This is a genomic window from Acidovorax sp. GW821-FHT10E04 (genome assembly GCF_059415185.1).
The window spans coordinates 184,351-200,659 of the sequence record NZ_JBWKMT010000002.1 but is presented as its reverse complement, the minus strand read 5'-3'; the positions used below and the strand labels follow the sequence as shown (position 1 = coordinate 200,659).

Genomic DNA, 16,309 nt, shown 5'->3' with positions numbered 1-16,309 from the left:
CTGCGCTTTTTATCCCTGCCCTGCCGTGTCTGAATCTGCCCGCCCTGCCCTCGTCCACCCCGCCCTCCCCATCAACCGTCGCAGCGCCCTGGTGGGAGCGGCGGGTCTTCTGGCGCAGCCCGCCATGCTGGGGCTGCTGCACGCCAAGCCCTTGCCACCCGCGCCCACCGTATGGCCCCAGGCGCTGCAGGTGCCGGGGGGCGTGGCGCGGCTGTCGCTCGGGCCCGCGGCCACGCGGCCGGTGGCGCAGGTGCGCCAGGGCGATGTGGATGTGCCGCTGCGGGTGGTGGGCGATGCCATCGAATGGACCGCCCTCGTGGGCATCCCGCTGGCCGCCGCGCCCGGCGATGCGTTCATCACCGTGCTGGCCGAAGGCGGCGGCAGCCCGCGCCTGGTGCACTACACCGTCGCGCACAAGCAGTACAAGGAGCAGCACCTGCAGGTGTCGCCGCGCACGGTGGACCTCTCGCCCGAGGACCAGGCACGCTACGAGCGCGAGCGCGAGCACCAGGCCGGGGTCATGGCCACCTTCACCGAGCAGCCCGCGGGCCAGGCGCCGGCATCGCCGCGCATGCGCGTGCCGGTGCCGGGGCGGCGCTCCAGCTCGTTCGGGCTGCGGCGCGTGTTCAACGGCCAGCCGCGCAACCCGCACAGCGGCATGGACATCGCCGCGCCCACGGGCACGCCCATCGTGGCGCCGCTGGCGGGCCGGGTGATCGACGTGGGCGACTACTTCTTCAGCGGCGGCACGGTGTGGCTCGACCACGGCCGGGGCCTACTCACCGTGTACGCCCACCTCAGCAGCAAGGATGTGCGCGTGGGCGACGTGGTGAACGCGGGCGACGCGTTCTGCAAGGTGGGCGCCACCGGCCGCGTGACCGGCCCGCACCTGCACTGGGGCGTGATGCTCAACCGCACCATGGTGGACCCGGCGCTGTTCGTCCCCGCATAGCTATTATTTTGATAGCTTCTTGCGCTTGATGGACAAGCGCCAGCGGCCAATTTCATTCAAACACAATTCCCCGCATGACCTCGAGCCTGATCCGCTTCAACAAACCCTATGGCGTGCTGAGCCAGTTCACCGCCGAAGGCAAGTGGCAGGGCCTGAAGGACTACATCGACCTGCCCGGCGTGTATGTGGCGGGGCGGCTGGACGCCGACAGCGAAGGGCTGCTGCTGCTGACCAACGACGGGCCGTTGCAGGCCCGCATTGCCGACCCGCGCTTCAAGATGGAGAAGACCTACTGGGTGCAGGTGGAAGGCATCCCGGGCGAAGCCGCGCTGGCCGCGCTGCGCAGCGGCGTGGTGCTGAACGACGGCCCCACCCTGCCCGCCCGCGCGCGCCTGCTGGAGCCCGCGCCTGCCGTGTGGGCGCGCAGCCCGCCCATCCGCGAGCGCAAGGCCGTCCCCACCGCGTGGATCGAACTCGTCATCCGCGAAGGCCGCAACCGCCAGGTGCGGCGCATGACGGCCGCCGTGGGCCACCCCACGCTGCGGCTCATCCGCGCGGCCATCGGGCCCTACACGCTCGACGGGCTGGCGCCGGGCACCTGGGCCGATTGAATCGAGGCAGCTACGCCGCCACCGCGTCCATGCGGCGCGACAGTGCCGAGCCGCGCGCCCGCAGGAACACGCGCAGCCCTTCGGCATAGTCCGCACTGACGGCCTGCTGCACCGAGGCGCGCGCGGCCAGCGCTGTGCGCCAGCGCAGCACACGTGACAAGCCTTGCCAGAGACCCAGGCCGTCCACGCCCGGCAACGTGTCGATGACGTCGAAGTACCGGAACACGGGGCCGAACACCACATCCACCATGCCGAAATCCGGCCCCGCAAAGTACGGCCCCGCGCCGCTGAACGCACCCAGCGCTTCTTCGAGCTGCACGAAGCGGCCGCGCAGCTCCTGCGCGCGGGCCCGCAGCGCGGCTTCATCCGGCGCGGCGTAAAAAGCGCCGATGGTGTTGAGCACCGTGGAGCCAAACTCCATCCACGCACGGTGGCGGGCGCGCTGCAGCGGGTCCTGCGGGTGCAGTGTGGGCATGGCGACCTCGTCCAGGTACTCGCAGATCACCGCCGACTCGAACAGGCTCTGGCCGCGCACCTGCAATACCGGCGTCTTGCCCAGCGGCGAGAGGGCCAGGAACCAGTCGGGCTTGTGGGCGAGGTCGATGGTGCGGCGCTCGAACGCCAGGCCCTTCTCGCGCAGCACGATGGCCACGCGCTGCACATACGGGCACAGCGCGTGCGAGACCAGCGTGAGCGCGGGCGCGCCAGCCGCTGCTGCGCTCACGGTGCCAGCCCCTCGGCGCGCAGCGCGGCCTGCACCTGCGGGCGGGCCGCCACGCGTGCCATCCAGGCCTGCAGATGCGGGTAGGCCGTGAGCGGCATGCCCAGCAGGTGGGCCCAGTTGACGATGGTGAAGCCATACGCATCGGCCACGCTGTACGCGCCCGCCAGGAAGTCGCTGCGCGAGAGCACGGCATCCAGCTCCGCAAAACGCGCGGCCAGCTTGGCCTTGGCCGCCTGCCGCGTGGACTCGGCCGTTTCCTTGTGCCACAGCCAGGGGCTGAAGCCCTTGTGCAGCTCGGTGCTGACGAAGGTGAGCCACTCCAGCACGGCCAGGCGCTCGCGCGAGCCGGGCTTGCCGATCAGCGCCTGCGCCGGGTCCAGGTCGGCCACGTACTGCAGCAGCGCCGCGCCTTCGGTGTGGCGCGACTGGTCGTCCAGCTCCAGCAAGGGCACGTAGCCGCGCGGGGAGATGTCGAGGTAGCTGGCACCCGTCTCGGTGGTGTGGTGCGCCAGGTCCACCTTGGTCAGGTCGAAGGGGACGCCGACCTCGCGCAGCGCGATGTGGACGGCGAGCGAGCAGGCGCCGGGGGCGTAGTAGAGCTTCATGGCAGTGGCGGGCTTTCTATGCAAAAAAAAGGGGTTGGGAGCATCGCCGCTGTACACAGCGGTGGCACGGGCGACAGACAGAATTTATGATTGCATTTGCGCAAACAAAATACGCATCTATGAAAACATCCATTGCACCAGCGCAATACCGCCTGGGCGCCGCCGAGCTGGAGGTGCTGCTGGCCATGGTGCGCACCGGCACGCTGGCGGCGGCCGGTGAGCGGCTGGGCGTGGATGCGTCCACCGTGTTCCGCGCCATCCAGCGCATCGAGCGCGGGCTGGGCCAGCCACTGTTCGAGCGCTCGCGCGCGGGCTACCGCGCCTCGGAGCTGGCCCAGGCCCTGGCCGAGCAGGCCGAGCGCGTGGAAGCCGCGCTGGAGGCCGCCCGCACCGCCACGCAGGCGCAGCCCGAGCAGGTCTCGGGCACGGTGCGCATCTCCACCACCGACACCATCCTGCAGGGCCTCATCGCCCCCGCCCTGCAGGTGCTGCAGCCCCGCCACCCGGCCCTGGTGTACGAGCTGCATGCGGGCAATGAACTGGTGAGCCTCACGCGGCGCGACACCGACATCGCCGTGCGCGCCACCAGGCGCCCGCCGCAACACCTGGTGGGCCGGCAGCTGGGCATGATCCGTTCGGCGTTGTACACCGCAGCCTCGAACCCGCTGGCACTGTCCGACGTGGAGGCGGGCCGCGCGGCCTGGGTCGCGCCCGACGATTCCATGCCCGGCCACCCCTCGGTGCGCTGGCGCAAGAAGCAGTACCCCAGGGCGCAACCCACCTACCGCGTCAACAGCCTGCTCACCGTGATGGAACTGGTGGCCCGGGGCGCGGGCGTGGGCGTGTTGCCCACCTTCCTGGCCCAGGGCCGCGGCGACCTGCGCCCGCTCACCGGCTCGCTGCCCGAGTGCGACAACGGGCTGTGGCTGCTCACGCACCCCGAGTCGCGCCACCTGCGGCGCATCGCGGCGGTGTACGGGCACCTGGCGGACACGGTGCAGCTGCCCTGAGGGACTCCGGCGGTTCCTGCGGCCCGGCCCATTCCGCCGGCCGGCTCCAGGGCTTTTGGCCCGGCCTGTTGATGGGCGCGCAGGCCGGGTAGCTTCATGCCCAAGGAATTTTGTACTAATACAATTATTTTTCAAAAGTACAATTTACCTCCACCACCTGCCCTGCAGACAGGTGCGAGGAGTTCACATTGCCCGATACCCTCTCTCCCCCAGGCACGGGCTGGAAGGCGCGCAGCCTGGCCGGCTTCATCCAGCACGCGGGGCCGCTGTGGGCCCAGCGGGAAGACCATGGCTGGGCCTATGGCTTCGCGGTCGGACCGCAGCACCTCAACCCCGCGGGGGCGGCCCACGGCGGCGCGCTGATGACCCTGATGGACCACGCCCTCAGCGCCGTGGCCTGGGAAGCCTGCGGCCGCAGCCCCTGCATCACGCTGCAGCTCGATTCCCATTTCGTGAGCCCGGTGCGGCCCGGCCAGTTCGTCGAGGCGCGGGCCGAGGTGATCGAGCGCACCGGCAGCCTGGTCTTCATGCGCGGCGAGCTGCGCGCGGGCGCGAGCCTGGTGCTGACGGCCCATGCGCTCATGAAAGCCATGAAATGAAGCCGGCCAGCCCCGCACCGGCATCTGCCCGCCGCCACGCCGTGGCCGAAATTCCTTTGTACCCCGACAAGGAGCGCGCCCTGGACATTCCCGCCCACCACAGCCTGATGGCCCTCTTCGGCGCCTGGCCGCACCACGGCGCTGCAGCCGACGCGGCCACAAATGGGTTTACGCTTGCCGGTTTGAAGCTCCAGAACCCGCCCATGGCCTCCCGCTCCAAGCCCGCCCCGCCCCCCGCCGACACCAAGCCGACCAAAGGCGTGCGCGTGCGGCCCGTGCCCGCCGTGACACGCTCCATCGCCATCCTGCGGCTGCTGGGCGAGCACAAGCAGCCGCTCACGCTGAAGACGGTGGCCGAAGCCTTGCACCTGGTGCCCAGCACCTGCCTGCACATCCTGCGGGTGCTGGTGGCCGAAGACCTGGTCACGCTCGACCCGTCGACCAAGCGCTACGCGCTGGGCACCGGCATGATCAGCCTGGCCCGCAGCGTGCTGGAGGGCGGCGGCTTCACGCAGCTGGTGCAGCCGGTGCTCGACCGCCTGGCCGCGCAGTTCGGCGTAACGGCCATGGGGGTGGAGATCACATCGCGCCAGACGGTGATGGTGCTGGCGCTGTCCCGCTCCAGCCAGCCGTTTCGGGTGCACACCGATGTGGGCAGCCAGTTCGAGACGCTGGTCAGCGCCACGGGGCGGCTGATCGCGGCCTACAGCGGCGAAAGCTGGCCCGCGCTCAAGGAGAAATTCGCCCGGGTGGTGTGGGACAAGGCCCCCACGTACACCACCTGGAAGAAGGAGGTCGAGCTCACGCGGTCCCGGGGCTGGAGCCTGGACCGCGACAACTTCATGGCCGGCATCACGGTCGTGGCCGTGCCCGTCTTCGCGCCGGGCGGACGGCTGGTCCATACCCTGGTGGTGGTCGGGCTCAGCAGCCAGATGGGTGCCGCCGTGGTGCAGCAGCTGGCCCAGGTCATGCAGCGGGAGGCGGCCGAGCTGTCTCGCCTGCTGGGCGGGAGCTGACCATGCCGGCGCCCGGTACCGCGGCGGCACAGACCCTGCTCAAGACCATCACCATGCCCGCGGACATCGATGCCAGCGGCCAGGTGCCCACGGGCTGGCTGCTGGCCACCATGGACCTCGCGGGGGCCGTGCTGCCGGGGCAGCATTTTGGAGCGCCGGTCGAGCTGGTGGGGCTGTCCGACGTCACGCTGCTGGCCCGGCCCCGGCTGGGCCAATGTGTGACGTTCACGGGCCGCCTGGTGTCCAGCAGCGGCGAGGATGCGTGTGTGGCCATCGAGGCCTGGTGCGAGGAGCGCGGCCGGACGGGGGGCACCCCGCTGATGCGCGCCCAATTGCGCTATGTGCCCGCCACCATCGAAGTGCCCGGGAATCTCTTCCCGGGCACGTTCCAGGCGGGCTCCTGAGCGGAGCCTTGCGTCAGTCCGCGCGGATGCCCGCGGCCTTGATGATGGGCGCCCAGCGCTGGCGCTCCTTCCTGGCGAACTCGATCAGGGCCGCGGCCGCTCCCCCCGCGGGCTCGAAGCCCAGTTCCAGCAGGCGCTGGCGCACTTCGGGCCGGGCCAGCACCTTGTTGACCGCCGCATTGAGAACACCGGTCACCGCCGCCGGCGTGCCCCTGGGCGCATACAGCGCGTTCCACGCCACGAACTCGAAACCCGGATGGCCCTGCTCCGCGATGGGCTTCACGCCGGGCGCCAGGTTGCTGGCGGTTGCCGACGTGACGCCAATGGCGCGCAGCTTGCCGGCCGCGATGTGGGGCCGCAGCGCCAGGGGCGTGTCGATGACCGCCGGCAGCTGGCCACCCAGCACGTCGGTCACCGCGTTGCCCGAGCCTTTGTAGGGCACGCCGAACAGCGGTGCCGACGAGCGCTCCTTCAGGAACTCGACCACCAGGCGCGCCGAGGTGCTGGGCATCGCGATGTCGGCCGAGCGGGGGGCGCGTTTCACGGATTCGAGCAGTTCCGCCACGGAATGGTGGGGGGCATTGGCCCCCACCGCCAGCACCATGGGAAACGTGCCCACCATGGCGATGGGTTCGAAATCCTTCTCGGGGTCGAACGCCAGCTTCGCATAGAGAAACTGGTTGAGCACATGGGTGGCGTTGGTGCCCATGGTCAGGGTGTAGCCGTCACCCGGGGCCTGGGCCGCGAGCTCGGTGCCCAGGTTGCCACCGGCACCGGCCCTGTTCTCGACGACGATGGGCTGGCCCAGTTCCCGGCCGAGCTGCTCGCCCAAAAACCGGGTGGCCACATCGGTGCCCTGCCCCGCGGCATAGGCCACGATGATGCGGATGGGCTTGGTGGGATAGCTGGGGTGCTGGGCCTGGGCCTGCGCGTGGGCAGCGGGCATCGCCCACAGCAAACTGGCAGCGGTCATGATGGCAGCGAAGGTTCGCATGCTTGTCTCCTTTATTTTTCGTGCTCTGCAGATCAGAGAGGGCGAGTGCGCGCGACACCCCGGGTATACAGGTCCCGCCTCTGGGCGTCATTGAATCCGAGATCGGCCAGCACCTCGTCGGCATGCTGGCTGAAAGCCGGGGGCGGCGCTCCCGGCAGGGCCGGGGTGCCGTACAGCCGCGCCGGTCCGCGCAGCGCCGTGAACGCGCCCTGCCGGATGATCATCTCGCGGTGCGCGCAGTGCGCCTGGGCCAGCGCCTGCGGCACGTCGTTCACCACCCCGGCGGGCACCCCCACACGCATCAGCGCCTCGCACAGCGGCTCGCAGTCTTGCGTGGCAATCGCGGACTCGATGATGTCCTTGAGCGCCTGGCGGTGCGCGATGCGGTCTGCGTTGGCGTGGAACCGGGGATCCTCGGGCAGGCCCGGGCAACCGATGTGCTGGCTGAAACGGCGGAATTGACCATCGTTGAGGATACCGATGAACACATGCCCGTCGCGCGCCCTGAACTTGTCGTACGGGGCGATGTTGGGGTGCGCGCTGCCCAGCAGGCCCGGGGCCTTCTTCGACGCGAACCAGTTCGATGCATGCGGCAGCAGCAGGCTCAGCGCCGTGTCGTAGAGCGTGGCCTCCACCCGCTGCCCGGCACCGCTTTCGTGCCGGCTGCACAAAGCCATGAGGATGCCGGTGAGCGCCACATAGCCCGTCAGATGGTCCACGATGGGAATGCCCATGCGCGTGGCGCCCGTGGCCGATTCGCCGTTGATGCTCATCAGGCCGCACTGCGCCTGCAGCACCGCGTCGTAGCCCGGCAGGCCGCCCAGCGGCCCGTCGCGGCCAAAGCCCGAGATGGCGCAGTAGATGAGGCGCGGGTAGCGTTCGGCCAGCACGTCTTCGTAGCCCAGGCCCCATTTCTCCATGGTGCCGGGCAGGAAGTTCTCCACCAGCACATCGGCATCCCGCAGCAGGCGGTGCAGCACCTCGTGCGCGTCGGGCTGGCTCAGGTCCAGGCTGATGGCCTTCTTGCCCCGGTTCAGCGCGGCAAAGTACGCGGAGTGGCCCATGTCGTCGTATGGCGGTCCGAGGTGCCGGGTCTCGTCGCCCCCTGGCGGCTCGATCTTGACCACCTGGGCGCCATTGTCGGCGAGCATCTGGGTGCATAGGGGGCCTGCGAGCACGCGGGTGAGGTCCACCACCCGCAGGCCTTCCAGCGCCGGGGCGCTGAAGCTTGTCATGCTGCTATTCACCCGCGGCGGGGCAACACCACCACGCCACCGCCAAGCACCGACAGCTCGCCGTCCTGGTTGTGCGCCTCCTGTGCGATCTCGACCAGGTGCTTGCCGCCCTCCTCGAACTTGCGCGTGACCTTGCCCTTGATGAAGAGCATGTCGCCCTCGGGGTTGTGGCGGCGAATCTTGCAGCTGGCCTTGTGCAGGAAACCCGTGTCGCCCATCCAGTTGGTGAGGTGGTGCGTGAGCCACGAGGTGCGCTCGGGGCCGTAGTCGTACGCGCCGGGCGCGCCCACTTCGAGCGCGAAGTCTTCTTCCCAGTGCACGCGCTCGGGCACGTCCGGGATGCCGAAGCGGTTCTTGATGCCCACGCCCGGGTGCGCGTCGATCAGCTTCCAGGCCAGCTTGTTGGCGCGGATGTACAGGCCGCCCCAGCCCTGCGCGTAAGCGATGAAGCCGGTCACGGTCATCGGCCCCTTGAACATGGTGGGCAGCTCGTCGCCCACGTTCACGTCGTCCCAGTAGCGGGGCGTGGCGCCGCGCACTTCCTCGTTGCGGTAGAGCTTGTAGGCCTCGTTCAACTCTTCGTCGGTGTACTGGCGCGGGCCGCGTTCGCGCACGTTCTGGTATTTGCTGCCCTGCTCCCGCGCATGGTCGCGCTCGGTGCGAAAGCACCAGCTGTCGGCCTCGGCCACCTTGTCGCCGTCCTGGTTGAAGAAGTCCACATGGTAGATCTGCTGGATGGCCCGGCCGGCAAAACGCGTCTGGTGCTCGATCAGGTCCTTGAGCGAGGCCTCGGTCGAGATCACGTCGTTGCGGCGCACGGGCTTGTGCCAGGTCCAGTCCGCACCCGACCACATGGCGTGCACGCCCGGCAGGCCGCCCACATAGCCCGACACGATGCGGCTGGTGGCGAACAGGAAGCTGGGCAGCGCGACGATGCCGCCGTAGTGGCTCCTGGCCGCGTAGTCGGGGTCGCACCACAGGGGGTTGTCGTCGCCGATGCCGTGCGCGTAGTGGCGGATGTTGTCGCGCGTGGCCTCGTGGCACCAGGGCTCGGCGGTCTGGCCGATCTTGATGCCGATGCGCTCGCGCAGTTCATCGAGGCCGCTGTCGGTGATCTTGGGAAAGCTGCGCTGCGGGGTGGTGGCAATGGACATGGGTGGAGTCTCCTTGGGGTGGTGGTGGTGGTGGTGGTGAATGAATGAATGGATGGACGGACAGACGGAGGGAAGAAGGGACCGCGGGTGGCGGGGTGCTCAGGCGCAGGCCACCGCTTCGCGCTCCCGCAAGACCTTGCGGTGCACCTTGCCGGCGGGGGTCTTGGGCAGCTCCGCCACGAACGCGATGTGGCGCGGGTATTCGTGCTGGCTGAGCTTGGTCCTGACAAGGTTCTGGATCTCGTCGATGAAACCCTCGCTGCGCTCGCGGCCTGACACGACGAAGGCCTTGACGACCTGCCCGCGCAGTGCGTCGGGCACGCCGATCACGGCGGCTTCGAGCACGTCCTCGTGCATGAGGATGACGTTCTCGATCTCCACCGCGCTCATGGTCCAGCCCGCGGAAATGATCACGTCGTCGGCACGGCCGCCGTGGAAGAAATAGCCGTCCTCGTCGGTGCGGCCCAGGTCCTTGGTGGGTATCCACTGGCCGCGCCGCAAGACCATGAGCTGCCCCGTGGTGCCCGGCGGGCAGATGTGCCCCTGCGCGTCGTGCACCTCGACCCGGGTGCCGGGCACGGCCTTGCCGAGCGAGCCGCGCTTGACCGGGAAGTCGCTGGCGCCGGGGTAGCTCACCAGCACCACGCCGATCTCGGTCGTGCCGTACATGCTGCACACCTCCAGGCCAAAGCGCTCGTGCACGAAGTCGGCCGTGTCGTCGTCGATGGGCTCGCCGGTGAACGACAGCTTCGTGAAGTGATAGGCGTGGTCGCCCGCCTTGCCGCAGTTCTTCATCATGCGGTAGTGCGTGGCGGCGGCCGACATGTTGTTGAAGCGGTGGGCCGACAGCGCCTGCAGCAGCCGCTCGGCGTTGAACCGGCCGCTGTAGCTGCCGATCGTCAGGCCTAGCGCCAGCGGCGCCAGCGTGCCATGCCACAGGCCGTGCCCCCAGGCGGGGGACGACGGGCACATGAAGCGGTCGCCGGGGCGCAGCCCCGTGCCGTACAGCGCGGCCACCATCAGCGTGACCAGCGCCTTGTGGGTGTGCTTCACGGCCTCGGGCAGCTCCCGCGTGGTGCCGGACGTGTACTGGAACACGGCCAGGTCGTCGGCCCGCGACGTGCTGGCGTAGGTGGCAGGCAGCGCCTGCAGCTGCTGCCACAGCGCGTCATCGAAGACCTCGAACGCGGTGGTGCCCAGGCCCTCGACGACCCCGCGTTTTTCCTCGTTGGTAATGAGCAGGCTCGGCTTGCAGTCGCCCACCCGCAGGCGCACGCCGTCGGGGCCGAACAGCGTGAACAGCGGCACGGCGATGGCGCCCCGCTTGATCACGCCGAACATCGCCGTGTAGAACGCCCGCGAGGGCTCCAGCATGATCGCCACACGGTCGCCGCGCTGCACGCCCCGGCCTTCGAGGAAGTGTGCGAAACGGGCCGAATCCCGCGAGAGTTCGTCGAAGGTGATGGTTTCGTCCACGCCATCGGCGCGGCAGACGATCACCGCATCGCGGCCCGCACCGGCATGGCGGTCCACGCACTCATGGGCGATGTTGAACGCAGCGCGGTCCCCATCGAAAAGATCCCACAGGCGCTCGGTCGCGAAGTGGCTCTGGGTATCGGCGTAGCTGGCGTAGTCGGTCAGGCGTTTCATGGCTGCATGGGCTCTGTGTGTCGGTGCATGCAGTCTCGATTCTTCGAAATTTATTGTCAAATACGACTATCAATTGTCTCAATACAATTTTTAAAAATGCACTCCATCGGCTCCTCGCGCTATTCGCGTGCCCGCGCGAACGGGGTTTCAAGGGCCCCGCGAGGCCGCGCGCAACGCACCATTGCTGCCAGTACGCTGTCACCAGCGCGCACTACAGTGCAGGGCCACCCACCGACCGGAAGGAATCCGCGTGACCACCCAGTTCTATGGCGCCTCCAGCCTCGACGGCTTCCTCGCCACGCCCGACCACGACCTCGGCTGGCTGCTGCAGTTTGGCGAGATCGAGGGCTCCAGCTACCCCGCTTTCATCCGCGATGTGGGCGCGCTGGCCATGGGCTCGCACACCTACGAATGGATGCTCAGAAATGCCATCGACGCGGGCCAGCCCTGGCCCTACCCGCAGCCCACGTGGGTGTTCAGTTCGCGCAGGCTGCGCGCGATTCCCGGTGCCGACGTGCGCTTTGTGCAGGGCGACGTGCGGCCCGTGCACCAGGCCATGGCGCGGGCCGCAGCAGGGCGCAATGTGTGGATCGTGGGTGGCGGCGAACTCGTGGGGCAGTTCCATGACGCGGGCCTGCTGGACGAGCTGATCGTGCAGATCGCACCGGTCACGCTGGGCGCGGGCGCGCCGCTGTTTCCGCGGTCCATCGTGCAGCCCACGCTGCGCCTGAAGTCCGTGACCACGCTGGGCGGCATCTTCGCGGAGCTGCGCTACGAGGTGCCGCGGCCGTAGAGGCAAGATTTGCTATATTTTATATAGCAACCTAGATTGATACTGCAAGCGCCGCAAGCCGTCCCGTCTTGCACGTCCCCTCACGCCAGCGGCACCGCCTTGTGCACGGGATGGGACAGCACCAGCGATGTCGACACGCTGCCATGCGCCGCCAGCGCATCGACCACGCGCTCCAGGTCGGCGGGCTGGCCGAAGGCGCAACGCACCACGAAGCAGTCCTCGCCCGTCACGCGCACGGCATCCAGCACTTCGGGCATGGACTGGAACAGCTGCACGTAGCGCTTGATGTGCTCGTGCGTGGTGCGCACCCGCACCACGGCCTGCAGGCCCAGGCCCACGGCGGCCAGGTCGATGCGTGCCGCGTAGCCCGAGATCACCCCCGCGTCCTCGAGCTTCTTCACGCGCTCGCTCATCGCCGGCTGCGACAGGCCGACCTTCTTGCCCAGCGCCGACAGGCTCTGCCGCGCATCGTCCTGCAGGGCCATGAGGATCTGCCGGTCTTTCTTGTCCAGTTCCACGGGGGTGGTTCCTTTGCGATGATTTCAAGGTTTGGGGGCGCGCTTTCCGATGAAGCCCGCTGGCCGCGGCGGCATGATTTTCCTATCGTCGGGGGGCAGTGATGGATCTGCTTCACGACAAGGAACACCAATGGCGACGCGACCTGTTTTGCTCATTCCCGGCATCCACAACTCCGGCCCCGGGCATTGGCAGTCATTGTGGCAAACCCGGCGCGCGGACGTGGCGCGCGTGGAGCAGGCGGACTGGGATCACCCCGTGTGCGACGCGTGGGTACAGGCGCTCGACGACGCCATCGCGGCGGCGGCGCAGCCCCCCATCCTGGTCGCCCACAGCCTGGGCTGCCTGGTGGCGGTGCACTGGGCCGCACGCCACCACCGGCCGCTGCACGCCCTGCTGCTGGTGGCCGTGCCCGACCCCGAGGGCCCGGCGTTTCCAGCCGATGCCCGGGGCTTCTTCCCGCTGCCCGCCGCGCTGCCGACGATGGACAGGCTCATGCTGATGAGCAGTACCAGCGATCCCTACTCCACCCCCGGTTTTTCGGCGCGGTGCGCGGGCGCGTGGAACGCCGAACACGTGGTGCTGGGCGCGCTCGGCCATGTGAATGCCGACAGCGGCCTGGGCGACTGGCCCGCGGGATGGGAGCAGGTGGCGCGCTGGCGCGGGCAGTGAGGCCGCCGCCCGGCTTCGCCAGGCCCCGCGCGCATCCCGCAAGGGGCCTCAGCCTCCGGCCGCCTGGGCCTGGTCGATCGCCAGGTACCGTTTGACGAGGTCAAAGAAGCTCTCGTAGAACGTGTCCTTGGAGATGGTCTCGCTCCCCACCTTGACCAGCGATTCGCTGCTGGCGGAAAACGGCAGCGAGACCGAGCCGATGGCGCCCACGCCCACGCTGGCGGAGTTGTTGGTCTTGCGCAGCGCATAGGTGTCCTGCAGCGCGGTCACGAACCCCAGGCTCACCTTGCCATCGCTGGCCTCCGGCAGGCACACCACGCGCACCACCATCTGCAGGTGCGACTCGGCCTCCGGCTGGAAGCTCTTCTTGCCTTCCACCAGCTCCGTCTGGTGGGTGGAGATGATGTAGCCCTGGCTCAGCAGCGCGCGGCGCGAGGCCTCGCAGGTCTGCTGCGGGGTGGCATCGAACAGGCGCGAGTAGGTGGCCACCGATCCGAAGTTCTCCGGCACGGCGAAGGTCTTGGCACCCGTGGCCGAGCAACCTGGCAAAGCCAGCGCCGCGGCTCCTGCCGCCAGGGCCGCCACGAAAGTCCGGGCGCGGCGCAGAGCCGGTGCCCCGCCGGGAAATCCGCGGGAGGAAGGCGCGCCCAGGGCGCCTGGATCAATGGGGGTGGTCGAAGGAAAGCTCAAACCGGCACTCCTTTTGTGTCATGGATCATCATCGGCCGCGCCTGCCCGCAAGCGGGCGCCAGCCCAAGAGGTGGTGTGACGGGCCAGGCCGCCCGCGGTTCCCTTGCGCGAGGCAACGGGGTCGCCGGCGGCGGCCCATTGCGATGGCTTCGCAGTATGGCCCGCATGGCGGGGTGGCGATGTCAGCGGGCAGCCCGTTCCCCCGCACACAAGGTATCAAATTGCTGCGCCCTGGTCCGCACCGCTGCGCCCGCGCCTCAGGGCCTGGCCTGGGAGAGAAGCTTTTCCAGCCGCTGCAGGCGCTGGGCCATGGCGGCCAGTGCCTCCTCCTTGACCTGCAGGTCCTTCTGGAGCGCATCGATCCTTTGCTGCTGCGCCACCGTGCGCTTGTCCAGCGCCTGAACACCCGCCAGCGCCACGCCGTCAGGATCGATGGTGGCAATTTTCGTATCGCTGTCCCCCAGGCGGAAAGCGGCGGAAAAATCCTGCGCCATGGGCCCCATGTGGCGCACCGCTAGGCCTTCTGTCTTGTAGTTCCAGGTGGTCACCGGCACCGCGCGCAGGCGCCGCAACACGTCTTCACCATCGACCGCCGCAAAGTTCTCCTTGAGATTGCGGTCGGACACGGAGGACCACGAGCCGCCCCCCGCGCCCACCGTGACCCCGGCCGCCAGGCCCGCGTCGGTGTAGATCGTGAAGCCGCCCGAGGACCGGAAGATGGCCTGGTTGGTGCCCGACGGGGTGATCGCGGCATCGCTGGAGCGGTCGGTCCACACAAAGCTGCCGTAGAAGTTGGACCCGCCGGTGGACAGATAGCTCATGCGCAGGCCGGTGGTGGCCGCGGCATTCGTATACAGGTTCACGCCGCCCGCGGCCCGCACATTGAAGGAATTGTTCACCCCCGCGCGGAAGTAGGTTTCTGGCGAGCAGGACACGCCGCCGTCGCAGAAGGTGGGAAACGAACGGTCGGCAAAAACGAACGAGCCCTGCCGCGCGTTGGTATGCGCGCCCATCCCCAGCGCCACCGACGCGAAGCCGGAGGCGACGTTGTACAGCCCCATGGCCACGGAGTTGCCGTTGGCCGCCACCGTACCCTGCCCCACGGCGAAGCCATAGTCGCCCGAAGCCCTGGCGTTGTAGCCGAACGCCGTGGAATACATGCCGATGTTGGCGTCGTCCCACTGGGTGCCGTCGATCTGCCCGGCGCGCAGGGACGCTTTTTGCGGATACCACAGGAACCGCGTGCCCGGGCCTTCGGCCGGCGCGCCCCCCATGCCGTTGGAAAAGTCGCCCACCGACAGGATGGCGCCGTCGTTGTCCACACGCACACGCTCCTTGTCGTGGTTTTGACCATCCAGGTACAGGCCGCTGGCAGACAGCGACAGCAGTGGCGTATTGCCGGCCGAACCCAGCGTGGCGGCACCGACCAGCTTGAGGTTGACGAGCGCGCTGGCCGTGGTGGCAGCCTGCTGCCCAGCGGGCGCGAACTGGACGGCCCCCGTTAGGTCGCCCGTGGCGCCAGTGGCTCCCGTCGCGCCGGTGGCCCCGGCCGGGCCCGTGGCTCCCGCGGGACCGGCCGCACCCGCTGGCCCGGCCGCGCCAGCCGCCCCTGCGACGCCGGCGGAGCCGGTGGCGCCCGTCGCTCCCGTGGCGCCAGCCGCGCCTGCCTGCGCCACCAGCGCCCAGACGGCGGGGCTCACGGAGGGGTCGGCGTTGATCGAGTCCGAAGCCGAGACCTGCAGGTAGGTCGAGCCGCCCTGGCTGACCAGCGTGCCGGGGACATACGCCGTGGCCGCGGACCAGGCACCCATGTAGCTGCCCGCAAACGAGCCGGCCGCCCCGGTGGCCCCCGTCGCACCGGCGGGGCCCGCGGTGCCCGTGGTTCCTGCCGCGCCTGCGGGCCCCGTGGCCCCCACAGGCCCCTGAAGCCCCTGAGGCCCCGCACCGCCGGCGGCGCCAGTGGCCCCCGCGGGCCCCTGGGGCCCGGTCGGCCCCGTGGGGCCGGTGGCGCCCGTGGCCCCCACGGCCGAAGCCTGGCACGGACCGAGCACGCCGGCCGCTCCGTAGCACACCCGGTTGGCCACCGCCGGAGAAGCCCCGATCCCCGGTGCGGCGATGGCGCCGCCCTCATCCACGCGAAAGCGGATCTGCGTTCCGCTGGCGTCCTTGACGGCAAACCCCGAGCCCGCCGCCGGCCGGATCGTGACGTCCGCCGCCTGCGCGGCAGGGCCCCACATCGCGGCCGCAAGCAGGCTGAGGAACAACGGGCTGGCATGAACGCGCGGGGAGGACATGGTCGGAAGCTCTTTCTTCGGTGATTTCTTGCCTTGCGGCGACGGGGGATGGCGGCCGCGCGGGCACACCATTGCAGCGGGGCGGCACACCCCGCCTGGAGGGCGGCCGTGGCAGGCTTGCGCCCTCGCCCACCGGCCCGGCCGCGCAGGTGGGCGCTTGCGTGCCGAATCACGGTCGCAGGCCCTGGCCCCACGGGTGAAACATTTTCTCACAATGACCACCCAAAACCCTGCCTGAACCCCGCCCCGGCGGTTCAACGGTGGCGCGTTGATGCGTGCCCGCCACAGCGGCCACCGGACGGGCAAAGACGACGCACACGCAGCCGCCACCGGAGTGGGAGCAGAGTGCCGGAAAGCTACACTATTGATAGCTAGAATCCATTGAATATC

The 16,309-nt window shown here is 69.4% G+C and carries 17 protein-coding genes; 8 read left to right on the top strand and 9 right to left on the bottom strand.

Annotation, left to right across the window (positions count from 1 at the left end; translation table 11 throughout):
• Nucleotides 1–25: 25 nt before the first annotated feature.
• Nucleotides 26–952 (top strand): peptidoglycan DD-metalloendopeptidase family protein, encoded by a 927-nt coding sequence (locus tag AC07OC_RS05795; protein WP_494600491.1) that lies wholly within the window; start codon nt 26–28, stop codon nt 950–952.
• Between the two features lie 74 nt (nt 953–1,026).
• Entirely contained in the window at nt 1,027–1,563 is a 537-nt protein-coding gene (locus AC07OC_RS05790; protein WP_494600490.1) for a pseudouridine synthase, read from the top strand.
• A gap of 10 nt (nt 1,564–1,573) precedes the next feature.
• On the opposite strand, the gene AC07OC_RS05785 is transcribed toward AC07OC_RS05790, so the two are convergent.
• Nucleotides 1,574–2,287: a glutathione S-transferase family protein gene (locus AC07OC_RS05785; RefSeq protein WP_494600489.1), complete on the bottom strand. Its 714-nt coding sequence runs from the start codon at nt 2,285–2,287 to the stop codon at nt 1,574–1,576.
• Nucleotides 2,284–2,892: a glutathione transferase GstA gene (gene gstA, locus AC07OC_RS05780; RefSeq protein ID WP_369641954.1), complete on the bottom strand. Its 609-nt coding sequence runs from the start codon at nt 2,890–2,892 to the stop codon at nt 2,284–2,286. Before gstA ends, AC07OC_RS05785 begins: the two co-directional genes overlap by 4 nt.
• 119 nt (nt 2,893–3,011) lie before the next feature.
• On the opposite strand from gstA, the gene AC07OC_RS05775 reads away from it, so the two are divergent.
• From AC07OC_RS05775 to AC07OC_RS05760, 4 genes are all read left to right on the top strand, one after another.
• Nucleotides 3,012–3,902 (top strand): LysR family transcriptional regulator, encoded by an 891-nt coding sequence (locus AC07OC_RS05775; protein WP_218340716.1) that lies wholly within the window; start codon nt 3,012–3,014, stop codon nt 3,900–3,902.
• Between the two features lie 188 nt (nt 3,903–4,090).
• Nucleotides 4,091–4,501 carry a PaaI family thioesterase gene (locus AC07OC_RS05770; RefSeq protein WP_494600488.1) on the top strand — a complete coding sequence of 137 codons (411 nt, stop codon included), beginning with the start codon at nt 4,091–4,093 and terminating at the stop codon, nt 4,499–4,501.
• A gap of 41 nt (nt 4,502–4,542) precedes the next feature.
• Nucleotides 4,543–5,517 carry an IclR family transcriptional regulator gene (locus tag AC07OC_RS05765; protein WP_494600487.1) on the top strand — a complete coding sequence of 325 codons (975 nt, stop codon included), beginning with the start codon at nt 4,543–4,545 and terminating at the stop codon, nt 5,515–5,517.
• Nucleotides 5,518–5,519: 2 nt separating this feature from the next.
• On the top strand, nt 5,520–5,921 hold the full coding sequence (locus AC07OC_RS05760) for a hypothetical protein (RefSeq protein WP_492254925.1): 402 nt from the start codon (nt 5,520–5,522) through the stop codon (nt 5,919–5,921).
• Between the two features lie 13 nt (nt 5,922–5,934).
• On the opposite strand, the gene AC07OC_RS05755 is transcribed toward AC07OC_RS05760, so the two are convergent.
• The 4 genes from AC07OC_RS05755 to AC07OC_RS05740 all read right to left on the bottom strand — a co-directional run bounded on the left by AC07OC_RS05755 (nt 5,935) and on the right by AC07OC_RS05740 (nt 10,954).
• Nucleotides 5,935–6,915: a Bug family tripartite tricarboxylate transporter substrate binding protein gene (locus AC07OC_RS05755; protein ID WP_494600486.1), complete on the bottom strand. Its 981-nt coding sequence runs from the start codon at nt 6,913–6,915 to the stop codon at nt 5,935–5,937.
• A gap of 32 nt (nt 6,916–6,947) precedes the next feature.
• Nucleotides 6,948–8,150: a CaiB/BaiF CoA transferase family protein gene (locus AC07OC_RS05750; protein WP_494600485.1), complete on the bottom strand. Its 1,203-nt coding sequence runs from the start codon at nt 8,148–8,150 to the stop codon at nt 6,948–6,950.
• Between the two features lie 8 nt (nt 8,151–8,158).
• The gene (locus tag AC07OC_RS05745; RefSeq protein ID WP_218294456.1) at nt 8,159–9,298 is read right to left on the bottom strand and encodes an FAS1-like dehydratase domain-containing protein; all 1,140 of its coding nucleotides are present in this window, start codon (nt 9,296–9,298) and stop codon (nt 8,159–8,161) included.
• A gap of 105 nt (nt 9,299–9,403) precedes the next feature.
• Nucleotides 9,404–10,954: an acetate--CoA ligase gene (locus AC07OC_RS05740; protein ID WP_218340711.1), complete on the bottom strand. Its 1,551-nt coding sequence runs from the start codon at nt 10,952–10,954 to the stop codon at nt 9,404–9,406.
• A 250-nt stretch (nt 10,955–11,204) separates the two neighbouring features.
• Between AC07OC_RS05740 and AC07OC_RS05735 the strand changes: the two genes are divergently transcribed.
• Nucleotides 11,205–11,747: a dihydrofolate reductase family protein gene (locus AC07OC_RS05735; protein WP_218293987.1), complete on the top strand. Its 543-nt coding sequence runs from the start codon at nt 11,205–11,207 to the stop codon at nt 11,745–11,747.
• A gap of 80 nt (nt 11,748–11,827) precedes the next feature.
• Here the strand turns inward: AC07OC_RS05735 and AC07OC_RS05730 are convergent, their stop codons facing one another.
• Complete coding sequence (locus tag AC07OC_RS05730; protein WP_218340710.1) at nt 11,828–12,265, bottom strand: Lrp/AsnC family transcriptional regulator; 438 nt, start codon at nt 12,263–12,265, stop codon at nt 11,828–11,830.
• Between the two features lie 130 nt (nt 12,266–12,395).
• Between AC07OC_RS05730 and AC07OC_RS05725 the strand changes: the two genes are divergently transcribed.
• Nucleotides 12,396–12,935, top strand: a complete 540-nt coding sequence (locus AC07OC_RS05725) for an RBBP9/YdeN family alpha/beta hydrolase (protein ID WP_218340709.1) — start codon at nt 12,396–12,398, stop codon at nt 12,933–12,935.
• Between the two features lie 48 nt (nt 12,936–12,983).
• On the opposite strand, the gene AC07OC_RS05720 is transcribed toward AC07OC_RS05725, so the two are convergent.
• A complete protein-coding gene (locus AC07OC_RS05720; protein WP_370627835.1) occupies nt 12,984–13,520 on the bottom strand; it encodes a DUF2242 domain-containing protein in 537 nt (178 codons plus the stop codon).
• A 362-nt stretch (nt 13,521–13,882) separates the two neighbouring features.
• Nucleotides 13,883–15,919: a tail fiber domain-containing protein gene (locus AC07OC_RS05715; RefSeq protein WP_218340708.1), complete on the bottom strand. Its 2,037-nt coding sequence runs from the start codon at nt 15,917–15,919 to the stop codon at nt 13,883–13,885.
• Nucleotides 15,920–16,309 lie beyond the last annotated feature (390 nt).

Excerpts from the sequence above, each read along its gene's own strand:
- AC07OC_RS05790 (WP_494600490.1), top strand. The coding sequence starts at position 1,027 with ATGACCTCGAGCCTGATCCGCTTCAACAAACCCTATGGCGTGCTGAGC.
- gstA (WP_369641954.1), bottom strand. The coding sequence starts at position 2,892 with ATGAAGCTCTACTACGCCCCCGGCGCCTGCTCGCTCGCCGTCCACATC.
- AC07OC_RS05775 (WP_218340716.1), top strand. The coding sequence starts at position 3,012 with ATGAAAACATCCATTGCACCAGCGCAATACCGCCTGGGCGCCGCCGAG.
- AC07OC_RS05760 (WP_492254925.1), top strand. The coding sequence starts at position 5,520 with ATGCCGGCGCCCGGTACCGCGGCGGCACAGACCCTGCTCAAGACCATC.
- AC07OC_RS05755 (WP_494600486.1), bottom strand. The coding sequence starts at position 6,915 with ATGCGAACCTTCGCTGCCATCATGACCGCTGCCAGTTTGCTGTGGGCG.
- AC07OC_RS05750 (WP_494600485.1), bottom strand. The coding sequence starts at position 8,150 with ATGACAAGCTTCAGCGCCCCGGCGCTGGAAGGCCTGCGGGTGGTGGAC.
- AC07OC_RS05740 (WP_218340711.1), bottom strand. The coding sequence starts at position 10,954 with ATGAAACGCCTGACCGACTACGCCAGCTACGCCGATACCCAGAGCCAC.
- AC07OC_RS05725 (WP_218340709.1), top strand. The coding sequence starts at position 12,396 with ATGGCGACGCGACCTGTTTTGCTCATTCCCGGCATCCACAACTCCGGC.
- AC07OC_RS05715 (WP_218340708.1), bottom strand. The coding sequence starts at position 15,919 with ATGTCCTCCCCGCGCGTTCATGCCAGCCCGTTGTTCCTCAGCCTGCTT.